The 15,136-nt window shown below is 43.4% G+C and carries 16 protein-coding genes and 2 rRNA genes; 13 read left to right on the top strand and 5 right to left on the bottom strand.

Going from position 1 to position 15,136, the window contains the following annotated elements; all coding sequences use genetic code 11:
- Nucleotides 1–10: 10 nt before the first annotated feature.
- From K1T76_RS02380 to K1T76_RS02360, 5 genes are all read left to right on the top strand, one after another.
- Nucleotides 11–382 (top strand): hypothetical protein, encoded by a 372-nt coding sequence (locus tag K1T76_RS02380; protein WP_026438198.1) that lies wholly within the window; start codon nucleotides 11–13, stop codon nucleotides 380–382.
- 10 nt (nucleotides 383–392) lie between these two features.
- Nucleotides 393–1,067: an LrgB family protein gene (locus K1T76_RS02375; protein ID WP_019837800.1), complete on the top strand. Its 675-nt coding sequence runs from the start codon at nucleotides 393–395 to the stop codon at nucleotides 1,065–1,067.
- Between the two features lie 86 nt (nucleotides 1,068–1,153).
- Nucleotides 1,154–1,600 (top strand): DUF2147 domain-containing protein, encoded by a 447-nt coding sequence (locus tag K1T76_RS02370; protein WP_026438199.1) that lies wholly within the window; start codon nucleotides 1,154–1,156, stop codon nucleotides 1,598–1,600.
- Between the two features lie 178 nt (nucleotides 1,601–1,778).
- Nucleotides 1,779–2,225, top strand: a complete 447-nt coding sequence (locus K1T76_RS02365) for a DUF2147 domain-containing protein (RefSeq protein ID WP_019837802.1) — start codon at nucleotides 1,779–1,781, stop codon at nucleotides 2,223–2,225.
- A 103-nt stretch (nucleotides 2,226–2,328) separates the two neighbouring features.
- On the top strand, nucleotides 2,329–2,781 hold the full coding sequence (locus K1T76_RS02360) for a DUF2147 domain-containing protein (RefSeq protein WP_019837803.1): 453 nt from the start codon (nucleotides 2,329–2,331) through the stop codon (nucleotides 2,779–2,781).
- An 85-nt stretch (nucleotides 2,782–2,866) separates the two neighbouring features.
- On the opposite strand, the gene K1T76_RS02355 is transcribed toward K1T76_RS02360, so the two are convergent.
- From K1T76_RS02355 to pdxA, 3 genes are read right to left on the bottom strand one after another with little or no spacing between them, the layout of a single operon-like run.
- A complete protein-coding gene (locus K1T76_RS02355; protein WP_070153774.1) occupies nucleotides 2,867–3,715 on the bottom strand; it encodes a symmetrical bis(5'-nucleosyl)-tetraphosphatase in 849 nt (282 codons plus the stop codon).
- The gene (gene rsmA / locus K1T76_RS02350; protein WP_019837805.1) at nucleotides 3,715–4,527 is read right to left on the bottom strand and encodes a 16S rRNA (adenine(1518)-N(6)/adenine(1519)-N(6))-dimethyltransferase RsmA; all 813 of its coding nucleotides are present in this window, start codon (nucleotides 4,525–4,527) and stop codon (nucleotides 3,715–3,717) included. Before rsmA ends, K1T76_RS02355 begins: the two co-directional genes overlap by 1 nt.
- A gap of 19 nt (nucleotides 4,528–4,546) precedes the next feature.
- Nucleotides 4,547–5,515 (bottom strand): 4-hydroxythreonine-4-phosphate dehydrogenase PdxA, encoded by a 969-nt coding sequence (pdxA, locus tag K1T76_RS02345; protein ID WP_230243991.1) that lies wholly within the window; start codon nucleotides 5,513–5,515, stop codon nucleotides 4,547–4,549.
- Nucleotides 5,516–6,226: 711 nt separating this feature from the next.
- Here pdxA and rplM point away from each other — a divergent pair.
- The 8 genes from rplM to tnpC all read left to right on the top strand — a co-directional run bounded on the left by rplM (nucleotide 6,227) and on the right by tnpC (nucleotide 11,626).
- Nucleotides 6,227–6,655, top strand: a complete 429-nt coding sequence (rplM, locus tag K1T76_RS02340; protein ID WP_004909012.1) for a 50S ribosomal protein L13 — start codon at nucleotides 6,227–6,229, stop codon at nucleotides 6,653–6,655.
- Between the two features lie 12 nt (nucleotides 6,656–6,667).
- Nucleotides 6,668–7,054, top strand: coding sequence for a 30S ribosomal protein S9 (gene rpsI / locus K1T76_RS02335; protein ID WP_004972483.1), 387 nt, complete (start codon nucleotides 6,668–6,670; stop codon nucleotides 7,052–7,054).
- A gap of 247 nt (nucleotides 7,055–7,301) precedes the next feature.
- The gene (locus K1T76_RS02330) at nucleotides 7,302–7,955 is read left to right on the top strand and encodes a glutathione S-transferase N-terminal domain-containing protein (RefSeq protein ID WP_230243990.1); all 654 of its coding nucleotides are present in this window, start codon (nucleotides 7,302–7,304) and stop codon (nucleotides 7,953–7,955) included.
- A 10-nt stretch (nucleotides 7,956–7,965) separates the two neighbouring features.
- On the top strand, nucleotides 7,966–8,394 hold the full coding sequence (locus K1T76_RS02325) for a ClpXP protease specificity-enhancing factor (RefSeq protein ID WP_230243989.1): 429 nt from the start codon (nucleotides 7,966–7,968) through the stop codon (nucleotides 8,392–8,394).
- Between the two features lie 16 nt (nucleotides 8,395–8,410).
- Nucleotides 8,411–9,061: a hypothetical protein gene (locus tag K1T76_RS02320; protein ID WP_230243988.1), complete on the top strand. Its 651-nt coding sequence runs from the start codon at nucleotides 8,411–8,413 to the stop codon at nucleotides 9,059–9,061.
- Nucleotides 9,062–9,210: 149 nt separating this feature from the next.
- The gene (locus tag K1T76_RS02315; protein WP_130122116.1) at nucleotides 9,211–9,594 is read left to right on the top strand and encodes a transposase; all 384 of its coding nucleotides are present in this window, start codon (nucleotides 9,211–9,213) and stop codon (nucleotides 9,592–9,594) included.
- On the top strand, nucleotides 9,591–9,926 hold the full coding sequence (gene tnpB, locus K1T76_RS02310) for an IS66 family insertion sequence element accessory protein TnpB (RefSeq protein WP_165382150.1): 336 nt from the start codon (nucleotides 9,591–9,593) through the stop codon (nucleotides 9,924–9,926). The genes K1T76_RS02315 and tnpB overlap by 4 nt, the downstream gene beginning before the upstream one ends.
- Nucleotides 9,927–10,000: 74 nt before the next feature.
- Nucleotides 10,001–11,626: an IS66 family transposase gene (gene tnpC, locus K1T76_RS02305; RefSeq protein WP_230243835.1), complete on the top strand. Its 1,626-nt coding sequence runs from the start codon at nucleotides 10,001–10,003 to the stop codon at nucleotides 11,624–11,626.
- Between the two features lie 120 nt (nucleotides 11,627–11,746).
- Here the strand turns inward: tnpC and rrf are convergent.
- Nucleotides 11,747–11,861 (bottom strand): 5S ribosomal RNA (rrf, locus tag K1T76_RS02300).
- A 228-nt stretch (nucleotides 11,862–12,089) separates the two neighbouring features.
- Nucleotides 12,090–14,983, bottom strand: a 23S ribosomal RNA gene (locus tag K1T76_RS02295).
- Nucleotides 14,984–15,136: the final 153 nt, after the last annotated feature.

Raw genomic sequence — 15,136 nt, 5'->3', positions numbered from 1 at the left:
AAGATCAAAAATGAGCAGGATAAAACATATCGATTGGCCAGCATGGATCGGCACACTCCTTTTGATTATTGTGTTTCGTGAGTCCTCTGTGTGGATCATGACCCAATTGAATCACCCAGAATTAGGCAATTTAGTCGGTTTGCTCAGTCTGCTAGCAGTATTATTTACATGGCGCAAACTCAGTAAAATTCCCGCTCGTCTGGTCGATACCAATAACAAGATCATGAAAGAAAGTGCCTTTGCCTTTTTACCCATTAGCGCAGGCTCATTAATTATGCTCACGCACATGGGCAAACAAATTCCAATCTTCTTGATTGTATTGTGCATCAGTACGCTAATACCGCTTTGGCTGTATGCCAAAATGGCAAAACGCTGGCTTTAGGAGATTAAAAATGCTGTCAATTCTATATGGTTTTTTAATCACCTTCGTTGCGTATTTATTGGCAAAACCTTGCAACCAAAAATTCCCGCAAATCCCCGTCATTGTCTTTGGCATGTGTTTTGTGTTGCTGCTGTTGTACTTTTTCGGGATTCCATACGAAACTTACGTTACACAAACTAATCCCTTGTTTAATCAATTGTTGGGTTATGTGACAGTTGCACTTGCTATTCCTTTAGCAGCAATGCGTTATGATGATTTACCCCTCAAAGCAATTTTAGGTATTTTGCTCTTTGCCAGCTTTAGTGCTGTGGCACTGCCGATGGGACTTGCTTATGCGCTACACATGTCGAACGCCGATATTATGGCTTTTGCTACCCGTGCAGTGACCACGCCGATTGCGATTAATATCGCAACCTTATTAGAAGCACCGATTCAATTGGCAGTATTAATTGTAATTTTATCGGGTGTCGTGGGTGCTGCTTTGTCACCGCTTATTTTAAAACATATCAATGATGAACGTGCATCGGGCTTAGCACTTGGCTTAGCTGCACATGCCATCGGTACTGCCCAAGCGTGGCAACGAGGTAGTGTTGCAGGACGTTATGCTGCCTTTGGAATGGCAGTCAATGCGGTGTTTACCGCAGTTTGGCTGCCAACATTTATACTATATTTGCAAAAAATGTGACTGATAAATCACTTTTTCACATTGTGACAATTTCACTTTCTATTTATTATGAAATATCCAGTTTGTGAAATGAAGGAACATTGAACATGGTCAAGATGAAACTCACCGTTGCTTTAATCTGCTCAGCGTTAGGCAGTTTTGCGCTGGCCCAAGATATTACAGGAACTTGGAAAAACATTGACGATAAAACGGGTTCATCTAAAGCAATTTTAGAAATTCGTCAGGAAAGCAATGGTAGCTACACCGCTAAAATCGTCAAAGTAACGCCACGTCCGGGTTACACAGCAAAAGAAACCTGTGTCAACTGCCCTGCGCCTTATACCAACCAACCTATTTTAGGGATGGATGTACTCAAAGGCTTAAAACATACAGGTGGCTTAAACTACTCTGGTGGAAAAATCATTGACCCACTAAGCGGCCATATTTACAGCACCAAAGCTAAATTAAGCAGCAACGGTAAGCGTTTGACCATGCGTGGTTATGTCGGTGTATCGGCCTTAGGACGCAGCCAAACTTGGATTAAAAGCGAATAATTAATCACTTCTGTTTTCACATAAAATGCCACACGTTCGTGGCATTTTTATTGGTTTTCCTGCATCTTAGTTGCAACTTTAAGATTAATGACCTCTCAAATCGCTTGACTCCTTCCACAACTCGCTTTATACCTTGAATTAACCTCAGTGATAACTTTCGACAATCAAAGGAACTGATATGAAGAAAAATGTATTGATGGGCGTATTTGCAAGCTTCATCTTCAGTGGCTCAGCATTTGCATCAGACCTAACGGGTATCTGGCAAAGTATTGATGATAAAACAGGCTCACCTAAAGCACTTATTGAAATTACCAAAGCTGAAAATGGCAGCTTTACAGGTAAAATTATTAAAGTCACACCAAGACCAGGCTATACCCCAAAAACCATGTGTGTGAATTGTCCTGCACCATATACCAACAAACCTTTGGTGGGTTTGGAAGTTATTCATGGCTTAAAGCATGTGGAAAATAACAACTATGCCGATGGACGTATTTTAGATCCACTTACAGGCAAAATGTATAGCCTGAAAGGCCGTTTAGCGTCTAATAATAAACGTCTAACTTTACGTGGTTACGTCGGAATTTCAGCCATTGGTCGGACACAAACGTGGATTCGCCAACAATAAGCGAGTAATTGTGTCGCATCGGTCATTTTTTCTAGATACTCGGGACTTTGTGTCAGTCAATTCACAGATTAGACTAGAGCAAAGACCGAGTAAGGGAAATAAAATGATTCAGAAATTGGCTTTAGGAATAGCCGTCATCTTCGGCAGTCTAAGCACTTTGGCGATGGCACAAGATTTAGTAGGGACTTGGCAACAAATTGATGATAAAACAGGTTCACCTAAAGCTGTCATCGAAATTCGTAAAGAAGCCAATCAAACCTATACGGGTAAAATTATTAAAGTAACTCCACGTCCAGGTTATACCCCACGTGAACTTTGTAATAAATGCCCTGCACCTTATACTGATCAACCTATTTTAGGAATGGATATTTTAAAAGGCTTAAAACAAGTCAAAGATAGCAACAATTACGAAAAAGGACGCGTGATTGATCCATTGGCAGGTCGTATTTACGATGCAAAAATCCGCCTCAACTCGACAGGTAAGCGTTTGACTTTACGTGCTTACATGGGTGTATCTACACTAGGTCGCAGCCAAACTTGGATTCGAATTCAATAAAATTCAAGATAAAAAAACAGCCACTTTAATAGGTGGCTGTTTTCATTTCAACATCTCATTTTTAAATTATAAAGATGAAATATTGTTACCATTCTTCCAGCGGATTATCCACTGCAAACAATTGCTGATCTTCCAAACGATACGCCATGAGCTGATTACCCCACACACAACCGCCATCCACATTTTGAATATTGTCGGCTACCGTTTGTCCCTGCAATGCTGCCCAATGACCAAATACGATTTGATGTGTTTGCGCAGCTAAAGATGGATATTCAAACCACGGTTTAAAACCTTCTGGCATCGGATCGTCTAAGGCATCTTTAAAGCTGAATTCCAAACCACCCTGTGCATTGGCTAAACGCATACGGGTCAAATAGTTGGTAATACAACGTAAACGCGCATGCCCCTCTAAATCATCCGACCAAACTGCAGGTTCTGCCCCATACATTTCCTTTAAGAATGCATCCACTACCTCAAAGTCCTCATGCCCAATCACCGCCTCAACTTCTTTTGCCAAAGCTGCGGTTTGTTCCGCATTCCAAATATGTGGAATACCTGCATGAGTCAAAATGGTGTTTTCATTGGGAAAAAGACACAAAGGTTGTTTACGTAACCAGTCAATCAAATCATCACTGTCAATTGCATCAATCACATCACGAGTATTGTCTTGCGCTTTGATTTTCTTTAAGCCACGTGCGCCTGCCAACAAGGTTAAATCGTGATTGCCTAACACTGTTGCTGCAACGCCACGATCCACAAGTTTTTTAATAAAGCGCACTGCACCAATTGAGTTTTCACCACGCGCAACCAAGTCGCCAGCAAACCAGATAAAATCTTGATCGGGATCGAACTGTATTTCTTTTAATAAAAGCTTTAAGGCTTCAAAGCAGCCCTGCACATCACCAATGACATAGTTGTATCGAATTGCTGTCATTAATTCACCATCTGATCTGCCAATGCGACAAATGCGGCCAAACTTAAAGTTTCAGGACGTGCCATTGGGTCTACCCCTGCTCGCTCAAATGCATCTTCAGCTAACATACCTTTTAAACTATTGCGTAATGTTTTACGACGTTGGGTAAATACATGCGACACCAAACGTGCCAATGCTTTTTCATCTTTGGCAATAATCGGTTTGGTCACATAAGGTTCTAAACGGAATACCGCAGAAGTGACTTTAGGCGGTGGATTAAATGCTCCTGGTGGCACTTCAAATAAGAAAGTTGGCTTACAGTAATACTGCATCATGACCGATAAACGCCCATATTCTTTGGTATTCGGTTCAGCCGTGATGCGATCTACCACTTCTTTTTGTAGCATAAAGTGCATGTCTTTGACTTTGTCGCCAAACTCCAAGAGATGAAACAAAAGCGGTGTCGAAATGTTATACGGCAAGTTTCCAACTACACGTAGCGGACGCCCTTCCTGAAATAACTCGGTAAAGTCATATTTCAGCGCATCACTTTCTACAATGGTTAAACGCTCAGGATGTGGCACACGTCCTGGTAAACCTGCAGCCAAATCACGGTCTAATTCCACCACCGTCAAAGCATCACACTCACCAATTAAAGGCGATGTCAATGCCGCTAAACCAGGTCCAATCTCGACAATATTATCACCTGGACGCGGGTTCACTGAGCGAACAATTTTGGCAATCACACCTTGATCATGTAAAAAGTTTTGACCAAAGCGTTTACGAGCCTGATGCCCTTCTTCTTTTGGGTTTAGGGCATTAATTTGATACATAAATATTTCCAAGCTGAAATTATGGACGTGCTAAATCCAGCGCTAAATCGACAGCAACATGCAAGCTAGAACTTTTCGCAAGTCCCGTACCTGCGAGGGAGAGCGCTGTGCCGTGATCGACTGAAGTACGAATAAACGGTAAGCCTAAAGTAATGTTAATTGCTTCACCAAAGCCCTGTGATTTTAACACAGGTAAACCTTGATCGTGATACATCGCTAAAACTGCATCGGCATCTTTTAAATTTTCTGGGGTAAATAAAGTATCTGCAGGCAAACTTAAACTAATATTTTCACCACGATTACGGTAATTTTGCAGCACAGGATTAATTACCTCAATTTCTTCCATGCCTAAATAACCATCTTCGCCCGCATGTGGGTTCAAACCACAGACCAACACTTTAGGATGTTCAATTTTAAACTTGCTTTTGAGATCATGCAGCAAAATATCAATCACTTGTTCTAAACGTGTTTTGGTAATGGCATCTGCTACGGCACGTAAAGGGAGATGCGTGGTCGCTAAGGCAACGCGTAAGGATTTAGTGGCTAACATCATCACCACACGCTCAACACCTGCGAACTCCTGATAGTATTCAGTGTGCCCACTAAAAGAAATACCTGCTTCATTAATAATAGATTTTTGCACGGGTGCAGTTGCCACCCCCACACTCTTGCCAGTCATTGCATAAGAAGCCGAACGACGTAATTGCTCCAACACATAAGCTGCATTTTGTGCATTTAAATGCCCTAATTCAACATCTACAGCCAAAGGTACATGCTCAACATATAACTGTCCAAGCGCTGCAGGCTGTTGCTGACCAGAATATTTAATCAATTCAACTTTTTGTTTTAGAGTTTCAGCACGTTGTTCTAATAATTGATGATCAGCCAATACCACAATTGGACGTTCATCTTCTCGATCTGCCAGACTTAGGCAAATATCAGGTCCAATACCTGCAGGTTCACCACTGGTGACATATAAAGGTCGCATAAAAGCTCAATCAAGATTTATCAAAGGATGATGAAAGTATATCGTCAACTTTGATGATTGTTTTATTTTCAGTCTAAGATAAATCGAGTACGCACCCCCTTGCACATGTGCCCATTCAAAAATAGCGGTCACAGCAACAGCGAATAGCAACCCCATCATCGCATTTGTGTGATTTTAAGAAATATCCGCGATTGTGTATCTGCTCAGCACAGCAATATGACTCCGCTTATGCCATACCAAAAATGAGAAGAATGTAAAATGGATAAAATTGAATACAGAAATTACATGCTAAACACATCCACACCATATACAGCACCTAATAGTACTAAACCCAACGTCTAGACACTGAGCAATGTAATAAAACATCCTGCAATAAATCTGATGCATTTAGATACACATAAATCAAATCACTTAAGTATTTCTGATTGCGAATCTGCTGACATCCTTTGCTCATTTTTATTTTAATATTGAATGCTAGAAACCTCAGTTTAAAGCCTGAACAAGGTGATTTAAAATGGCATAAATCTAGGCTTCTTAATCTTGAAGGTATGAAATTTATTCAACTTTTCTTTTATAACCAAGATTGGTAAAATATAGCGCTTAAAATGTGACTTTTCCATTGTAGTTCTACCCATTCTCAGGTAGAATTCGGACTCCTTTTTGTTTGGACAGCTTCTATAGTCCAAACCAACTATAATAGGTAGTGGTTTAATGAAAACTCTCAGCGCTAAGCCAGCTGAAGTTCAACACGACTGGTACGTTGTTGATGCTTCTGGCAAAACTCTAGGTCGCCTTGCGACAGAAATCGCACGTCGTTTACGCGGTAAGCACAAGACTTCTTATACTCCTCACGTTGACACTGGCGACTACATCGTTGTCATCAATGCTGAGCAAGTTCAAGTGACTGGTAACAAATCACTTGACAAGAAATACTATCGCCACACTGGTTTCCCTGGTGGTATCCGTGAAACTAATTTCGAGAAATTAGTTGCTCACAAACCAGAAGAAATCTTCCAACGCGCTGTAAAAGGCATGTTGCCAAAAGGTCCTCTTGGTTATGCTATGATCAAGAAAATGAAAGTGTACGCTGGTGCTGAGCATCCTCACACAGCTCAACAGCCACAAGTTTTGGACATCTAAGGGATACAGCACATGGCTACTAATTATGGTACAGGTCGCCGTAAGACCGCAACTGCACGTGTTTTCTTATCAGCTGGTACAGGTAAACTCGTAATTAACAACCGTACGCTTGAGCAATATTTCGGTCGTGAAACTGCTCGTATGATCGTACGTCAACCCTTAGAGCTTCTTGAAGCTACTGAAAAATATGACCTTTACATCACTGTTGCTGGTGGTGGTATTGGTGGTCAAGCTGGTGCAATCCGTCACGGTATTACTCGTGCATTGATCGCATCTGACGACACTTTAAAACCTGCTCTTCGTCAAGCTGGTTTCGTTACTCGTGACGCTCGTGAAGTTGAACGTAAGAAACTTGGTTTACGTAAAGCTCGTAAACGTCCACAATTCTCTAAACGTTAATTCGTTTACCGAATCGGACACAAAAAGCCTTGGATTTTCCAAGGCTTTTTTTATACAGATCAACCAGCTGAGCATTCTAAACCACATAGACAATTCAAATTCACACATAACAAAATCAAAATTTAATACAGCACAATACTTAAAAATTCGATCAACAAATATCTCATACACTTTTATCAGCTTTGCTGGGTGATTTTAATGGCTAAGTTTAGTATCCTATTCTATTCATTTGGTTTTACTTCGGATTATGTCAGTCGAGAACGCACCCTTACAAGGCATTACTCTCTATAGTCATGCGGACGACTTTCGCTCACATTGGATTCGTTACGTTCTTGCCGAAAAACAAATCAAATATCAACTGATTTTGGTCGATTATGAAGATGAAGACCTCGCAAGTTTAAATCCGTATAATCAACTTCCAATGCTGCTAGAAAACGATTTAAAACTCTTTAATACTGCAATTATTTCCGAATATCTAGATGATCGTTATCGACAAAACAAACTCTATGCCGATGCACCTATGCCACGTGCAGAACAACGTCAATATATTTGGCGCTGTGAGCAAGACTGGTTCAAACTTGCCGATCAGATGCTACGTCATCCTGACAGCTTAGATCACGCAGCACAGCGCACTGCACAACAAAAATTACGTGATACGCTCATTTCACTGACACCATTATTTCAGCATTATCCTTATTTCATGTCGGAAAATTTCAGCATTTTAGACTGCATGCTGGCACCATTATTTATACGACTAAAAGCCATGGGCATAGAATTACCCAAACAACACTGTCGTCCGATTTTCCTGTATTGTCAGCGGGTTTTTTCACGCCCTGCCTTCACTCAAGCAATGACTTTACAAGAAAAAAATCACTATCAAGAATTTTTAATTCATACCTAAAGAGCATATTATGTCTGAATCTGAAATCAATTTAACTCCAACCCGTCCTTATTTAGCCCGCGCAATTTATGAATGGATTTGTGATAACCAACTCACACCACATTTATTGGTCGATGCCACACAGCCAAATACGCTTGTTCCTGAACAATTTATTCAAGATGGTCAAATTGTCCTAAATATTGTTCCACATGCAGTACATGCCTTACACATGAGCAATGAAGCAATTACCTTCTCTGCACGCTTTGATGGCGTGTCACGCGACTTATATGTACCTATGAATGCCGTCTTAGGTATCTATGCAAGAGAGAATGGACAAGGCTTATTCTTTGATCCAAGTGAGTATGCACATATCCAAAATGAGCAAGATGCTTTAGAATCAAAGACTGAAGAAAAAACCGAACAAAGTAAGAAAAAACCAAGCCTTAGATTATTAGATTAAAACAATGGAGTAGTGGATGGCTTTTGATTTAGTACAATATTTTGCAGCGCAGATTAAACTTCAAAAGCCGTCGCTTTTGAAACAATATAATGCTGTTGATCGCGACCAATATATTCAAGAAATCAATGCACTGAGCTTAGGAAAACTGGTCAGTTTGTGGCGAGAAGACAACCAAAAACTGTATCAAGAAATTGATCATCAAGATGAATTATATATTCAGGAAATTGCACGTCGACTTACCACATCTCCACACAATCAGTCGACCCTCTCCAAAACTGAGCTTGAACAGAATATTAGTGAAGTTTTAGCCTTACAGCTTACTGAACTCAATCAATTAGATCAAACCGGTAATTTCGGTAATAAAGGTCTAGGGGAATTATTACTGGGTCAAATTGAACACTTATCTGGTCAGGCTGATGATTGGGTTTGGTCAACAAACGATCTAATAGAGTTAAAAGGTTCTAAACCAATTCCTCAAGAAGAGCTATCATTAGACGCATCAATGAAGGAGTTTAATCAAATGGTTCAACAACATACCCACGATGATCATCAAAATATTGAGCCTGTAGAAACAATTGTACCAACCTGGTCCAAAGTGCTAGAACCTATCATTGCGATTTCGATTTTGGCAATTTTATGGTGCTCCGTTACACAATTATTCGCTTAAATAAATCCCCTAACTAAGCCTCAATAAAACCATCCACAGATGGTTTTATTTTGCCTTCTTTTTGTAAGCATCCGGCTAACACAGCCTTACCAAGCGATCCTATAAGCCTTAATTTAGTTCCCACCTAAAAACAAGTGGGGACTTAATCCATGAACATGGATATATATTCAGCAACACCTCCTGTTGCTAAAAAACGCAGAACATACAGCAAAGAATTCAAACTCAGTATTGTCAATGCCTGTAAAAATCCTAATACCTCGATCGCTTCGGTCGCACTGCAACATAGTATTAATGCCAACCTTGTCAGTCGTTGGATCAGGATCTTCAGGCATCATGAGGGTGCCGTGCAGGATCCTACTCATGTGAATCCAGCATTTATTGCTTTGCCTTACACTGCTGCAATCAGCCAACCTATTGATGAGAGGATCACGTTGTGTATCACCGTGCCTCATACGAATAATGATATTCAGCTAAAATGGCAGACATCAGAAATACCTGTCTTGGCAGAATTACTCAAGGCACTTGCAACATGATCCGCATTGATGAAATCTGGTTGTCTACTCAGCCCATGGACATGCGTGCAGGTATGGATACGACCATGGCTCAGGTGGTGAGAGCCTTTGGCTACATCAAACCGCATTGCGCCTACCTGTTCTGTAATAAACGTGGCCATCGTATGAAAGTGCTGGTACATGATGGACTGGGCATCTGGCTGTGTGCCAGGCGGCTGGAACAGGGAAAATTCCACTGGGCTCAAGTTCACCAAGGTGAAACCGTGGTCCTCAACCCGGAACAGTTACAGGCATTAATCCAGGGTTTGCCCTGGCAGCGCATTGGACGACAGCAAGTGGTAACAATGCTCTAAACCAAGCTCGGCTATTCTGCTATTCTCCAAACGTTCTATTTCATTCTCTTCATGACCTCAGGCATACTGCGGTCATGAATACGCTGCCTGACTTAAGCCAACTGACCCATGAACAACTGCTGGAATTTACCCGGCAGTTGGCGATGCAGCATCAGTCTCTAGCACAATCAAACCAGCAATTAGATGCCAGAGTTCAACATCTTGAAGTCACCAATCAGCAATTAGATTCTAAAGTTCAACATCTTTCTATTCTCAATCAAAAATACGAGCATGAACTGGCGCTGTTTAAAAAGCACAAATTCGCCCAAAAGAATGAACACTTAACGGCAAAACAAATCCATCTGTGGGATGAAGCGGTTGAAGAAGATATTGCCGCGGTTGATCTAGAACTGGAACGGCTAAATGCAGATAAAACCAATGCAGCGACACACAAAGCCAAAACCAATAAACCTAAACGTCGACCACTGCCAGATCATCTACACACCATCCGTATTGAGCATGAACCTGCATCAACCCAATGTGCTTGTGGATGCCAACTCCGGCGTATCGGCGAAGATGTCAGTGAAAAACTGCATTTCAGACCGGCACAGTTCTATAAGGAACAGCATGTGCGTGGTAAATGGGTCTGTGATCAGTGTGACACCCTGACTCAGCAAGCGATGCCCGCCTATGTGATTGATAAAGGCATTGCTTCACCTGAACTGCTCAGCCATGTTTTGGTATCGAAATATGCCGATCATTTGCCGCTGTACCGTCAACGTCTGATCTATCAGCGGGCGGGAATCGAACTTTCTAGATCAACTTTATCTGACTGGATAGGTCGCTGCGGTGTAGAACTGGAACCTCTGGCCAATGCCTTAAAAGAGGTGGTACTACAACAGCAGGTGCTGCATGCAGATGAAACACCGGTCACCATCATGCGGATGGGTGAGAATGATAAAAAACCGAAGAAAGGTTATGTCTGGGCCTATGCCACTACACAGTACAATCCAGTTCAGGCGGTGATCTATGACTTTCAGGATAGTCGTTCAGGCCAGCATGCTGCAGAGTTCTTGAAAGGCTGGCAGGGTTATCTAGTCTGTGATGATTACAGTGGTTATAAAGCACGCTTTAAATCAGGCCAGGTCATAGAGGTGGGCTGCATGGCCCATGCACGTCGTAAATTCCATGAACTGCATGTAACTGGGAAAAGTCAGGTCGCTGAACAGGCATTAGTGCTGATTCAGAAACTGTATGCCATAGAAGCAGAGCTCAGGAAAAAGACCGATGGTACAGCGGAAGACCGCCGCGAATACCGACAACAGCATAGTCAACCAGTGATGCAACAACTATATGAATGGCTCAACCAACATCATCTGACAGTGCCATCGAGTTCTCCCACCGCCAAGGCCATCAATTACACTCTGAAGCGTTGGCCAGCTTTAAGCCGCTATTTGGATGATGGCAATCTACCGATTTGCAATAATTGGGTAGAGAATCAAATGCGACCTTGGGCGTTGGGACGTAAGAACTGGCTGTTTGCTGGCTCGCTGCGCAGTGGTCAGCGAGCGGCAAACATCATGACGTTAATCCAGTCAGCAAAGCTGAATGGCTTGGATCCGTATGCCTATTTAAGTGATGTGCTGAAAAGGTTACCGACACACAAAGTGACCCAAATTGAAGAATTGCTACCACACCGCTGGAAACCTAAATCGAATTAAAAAATAGGTATGGGATTCAGCGGACGCTTACTTCTTTTTTTATATTTCCCTTTCTTTTTCTACTTTTCTTTCCCACATAAAAAAACACCCTCAACGCTAGTTGAGGGTGTTTGAATAATGAGCTGGCGATGACTTACTCTCACATGGGTAACCCCACACTACCATCAGCGCGAAGAGGTTTCACTTCTGAGTTCGGGAAGGGATCAGGTGGTTCACTCTTGCTATTGTCGCCAGCACAACTGTTATGGACTTGTTCGGGTCTTAGTTACATTGCTTTTGCTTGATGCTTTTGCATGTAATGCCTTACTTGGTTCCAAATGAGTTATTAACAGGTTGGCTATTGGGTCTGAATTTTATTGTTTAGCCTTAACTAAATCAAGTTTTTGTTTGATCGTTAGATCAATATGAAATCGATTGATCCTCACTTCTTTCGAAGTTCGTACAACAACTGCTTGGGTGTTGTATAGTCAAGCCTCACGAGCAATTAGTATTGGTCAGCTTCACATATCGCTATGCTTCCACATCCAACCTATCAACGTCGTAGTCTTCAACGGCTCTTTAGGAGGCATAAAGCCTCGGGGAAATCTTATCTTGAGGTAGGCTTCCCGCTTAGATGCTTTCAGCGGTTATCCCTTCCGAACATAGCTACCCGGCGATGCGACTGGCGTCACAACCGGTACACCAGAGGTTCGTCCACTCTGGTCCTCTCGTACTAGGAGCAGATCCTCTCAAATTTCCAGCGCCCACGGTAGATAGGGACCGAACTGTCTCACGACGTTCTAAACCCAGCTCGCGTACCTCTTTAAATGGCGAACAGCCATACCCTTGGGACCTGCTTCAGCCCCAGGATGAGATGAGCCGACATCGAGGTGCCAAACACCGCCGTCGATATGAACTCTTGGGCGGTATCAGCCTGTTATCCCCAGAGTACCTTTTATCCGTTGAGCGATGGCCCTTCCATACAGAACCACCGGATCACTAAGACCTACTTTCGTACCTGCTCGACTTGTGGGTCTCGCAGTTAAGCGCGCTTTTGCCTTTATACTCTACGCGTGATTTCCGACCACGCTGAGCGCACCTTCGTACTCCTCCGTTACTCTTTAGGAGGAGACCGCCCCAGTCAAACTACCCACCAGACATGGTCCTCGTCCCGGATAACGGGACAGAGTTAGAACCTCAACATTACCAGGGTGGTATTTCAAGGACGGCTCCACTCGGACTAGCGTCCAAGTTTCAAAGCCTCCCACCTATCCTACACAAGTAAGGTCAAAGTTCAATGTCAAGCTGCAGTAAAGGTTCACGGGGTCTTTCCGTCTAGCCGCGGGTACACCGCATCTTCACGGCGAATTCGATTTCACTGAGCCTCTGCTGGAGACAGCGCCGCCATCATTATGCCATTCGTGCAGGTCGGAACTTACCCGACAAGGAATTTCGCTACCTTAGGACCGTTATAGTTACGGCCGCCGTTTACTGGGGCTTCGATCAAGAGCTTCGCTTACGCTAACCCCATCAATTAACCTTCCAGCACCGGGCAGGCATCACACCCTATACGTCCACTTTCGTGTTTGCAGAGTGCTATGTTTTTAATAAACAGTTGCAGCGGCCTGGTTTCTGAGGCTGTCAACCGCTCAGGGAGCAAGTCCCATCACCGTCAACAGCGTACCTTCTCCCGAAGTTACGGTACCATTTTGCCTAGTTCCTTCAGCAGAGTTCTCTCAAGCGCTTTGGTCTACTCGACCTGACCACCTGTGTCGGTTTCGGGTACGATTCCAGTGTAACTGAAGCTTAGAGACTTTTCCTGGAAGCAGGGTATCAGCCACTTCACTGTACAAGTACAGCTTGCTATCAGATCTCAGCATAGAGCACCCCGGATTTGCCTAAGATGCATGCCTACTTCCTTTCACCTGGACTACCAACGCCAGGCTGACTTAACCTTCTCCGTCCTCTCATCGCATTACACTGAAGTATTGGAATATTAACCAATTTCCCATCGACTACGCCTCTCGGCCTCGCCTTAGGGGTCGACTCACCCAGCCCCGATTAACGTTGGACTGGAACCCTTGGTCTTTCAGCGAACGGGTTTTTCACCCGTTTTGTCGTTACTCACGTCAGCATTCGCACTTCTGATACCTCCAGCATACTTCTCAATACACCTTCTTCGGCTTACAGAACGCTCCCCTACCACGCATAATAAATTATGCATCCGCAGCTTCGGCACATAGTTTTAGCCCCGTTACATCTTCCGCGCAGGCCGACTCGACTAGTGAGCTATTACGCTTTCTTTAAAGGGTGGCTGCTTCTAAGCCAACCTCCTAGCTGTCTATGCCTTCCCACATCGTTTCCCACTTAACTATGATTTTGGGGCCTTAGCTGGCGGTCTGGATTGTTTTCCTCTTGACTACGGACGTTAGCACCCGCAGTCTGTCTCCCGGATAGTACTCATTGGTATTCGGAGTTTGCATCGGTTTGGTAAGTCGGGATGACCCCCTAGCCGAAACAGTGCTCTACCCCCAATGGTATTCGTCCGAGGCGCTACCTAAATAGCTTTCGGGGAGAACCAGCTATCACCGAGTTTGATTAGCCTTTCACCCCTATCCACAAGTCATCCCCTGGCTTTTCAACGACAGTGGGTTCGGTCCTCCAGTTAGTGTTACCCAACCTTCAACCTGCTCATGGATAGATCACCCGGTTTCGGGTCTATACCCAGCAACTATACGCCCTATTAAGACTCGATTTCTCTACGGCTCCCCTATTCGGTTAACCTCGCTACTGAATATAAGTCGCTGACCCATTATACAAAAGGTACGCAGTCACCGAACAAGTCGGCTCCCACTGCTTGTATGCATGCGGTTTCAGGATCTATTTCACTCCCCTCACAGGGGTTCTTTTCGCCTTTCCCTCACGGTACTGGTTCACTATCGGTCAGTCAGGAGTATTTAGCCTTGGAGGATGGTCCCCCCATATTCAGACAAGGTTTCACGTGCCTCGCCCTACTCGTCATCATTATGTGTGCCCTTTCGTGTACAGGACTATCACCCACTATGGTTGCACTTCCCAGAGCATTCCACTAAAACACACATAACTTAATGGGCTTTTCCCCTTTCGCTCGCCGCTACTGAGGGAATCTCAATTGATTTCTTTTCCTAAGGGTACTGAGATGTTTCACTTCCCCTCGTTCGCCTTGCAACACTATGTATTCATGTTGCAATACCTACCTTAAGGTAGGTGGGTTCCCCCATTCAGACATCTCCGGATCAAAGGATATTTGCCGCCTCCCCGGAGCTTTTCGCAGGCTATCACGTCTTTCTTCGCCTCTGACTGCCAAGGCATCCACCACATGCACTTAATTACTTGACTATACAACCCCAAACAGTCGACGTTACCTACAAGTTAGTAACTTCAACATTTCAGTTTAGAGCACTGTGCACTTAAGCACCATACAGCTTCAATCTAAATTCATATACCAAAACGCTTGATTCAGTTAATTTGCTAGTTCTCATTTCAATTCGT

Source organism: Acinetobacter sp. PW68 (assembly GCF_020982655.1).
Taxonomy (GTDB): domain Bacteria; phylum Pseudomonadota; class Gammaproteobacteria; order Pseudomonadales; family Moraxellaceae; genus Acinetobacter; species Acinetobacter towneri_A.
Note: the sequence above shows the minus strand (reverse complement) of the source record. Positions and strands in the feature narration are given on the sequence as shown.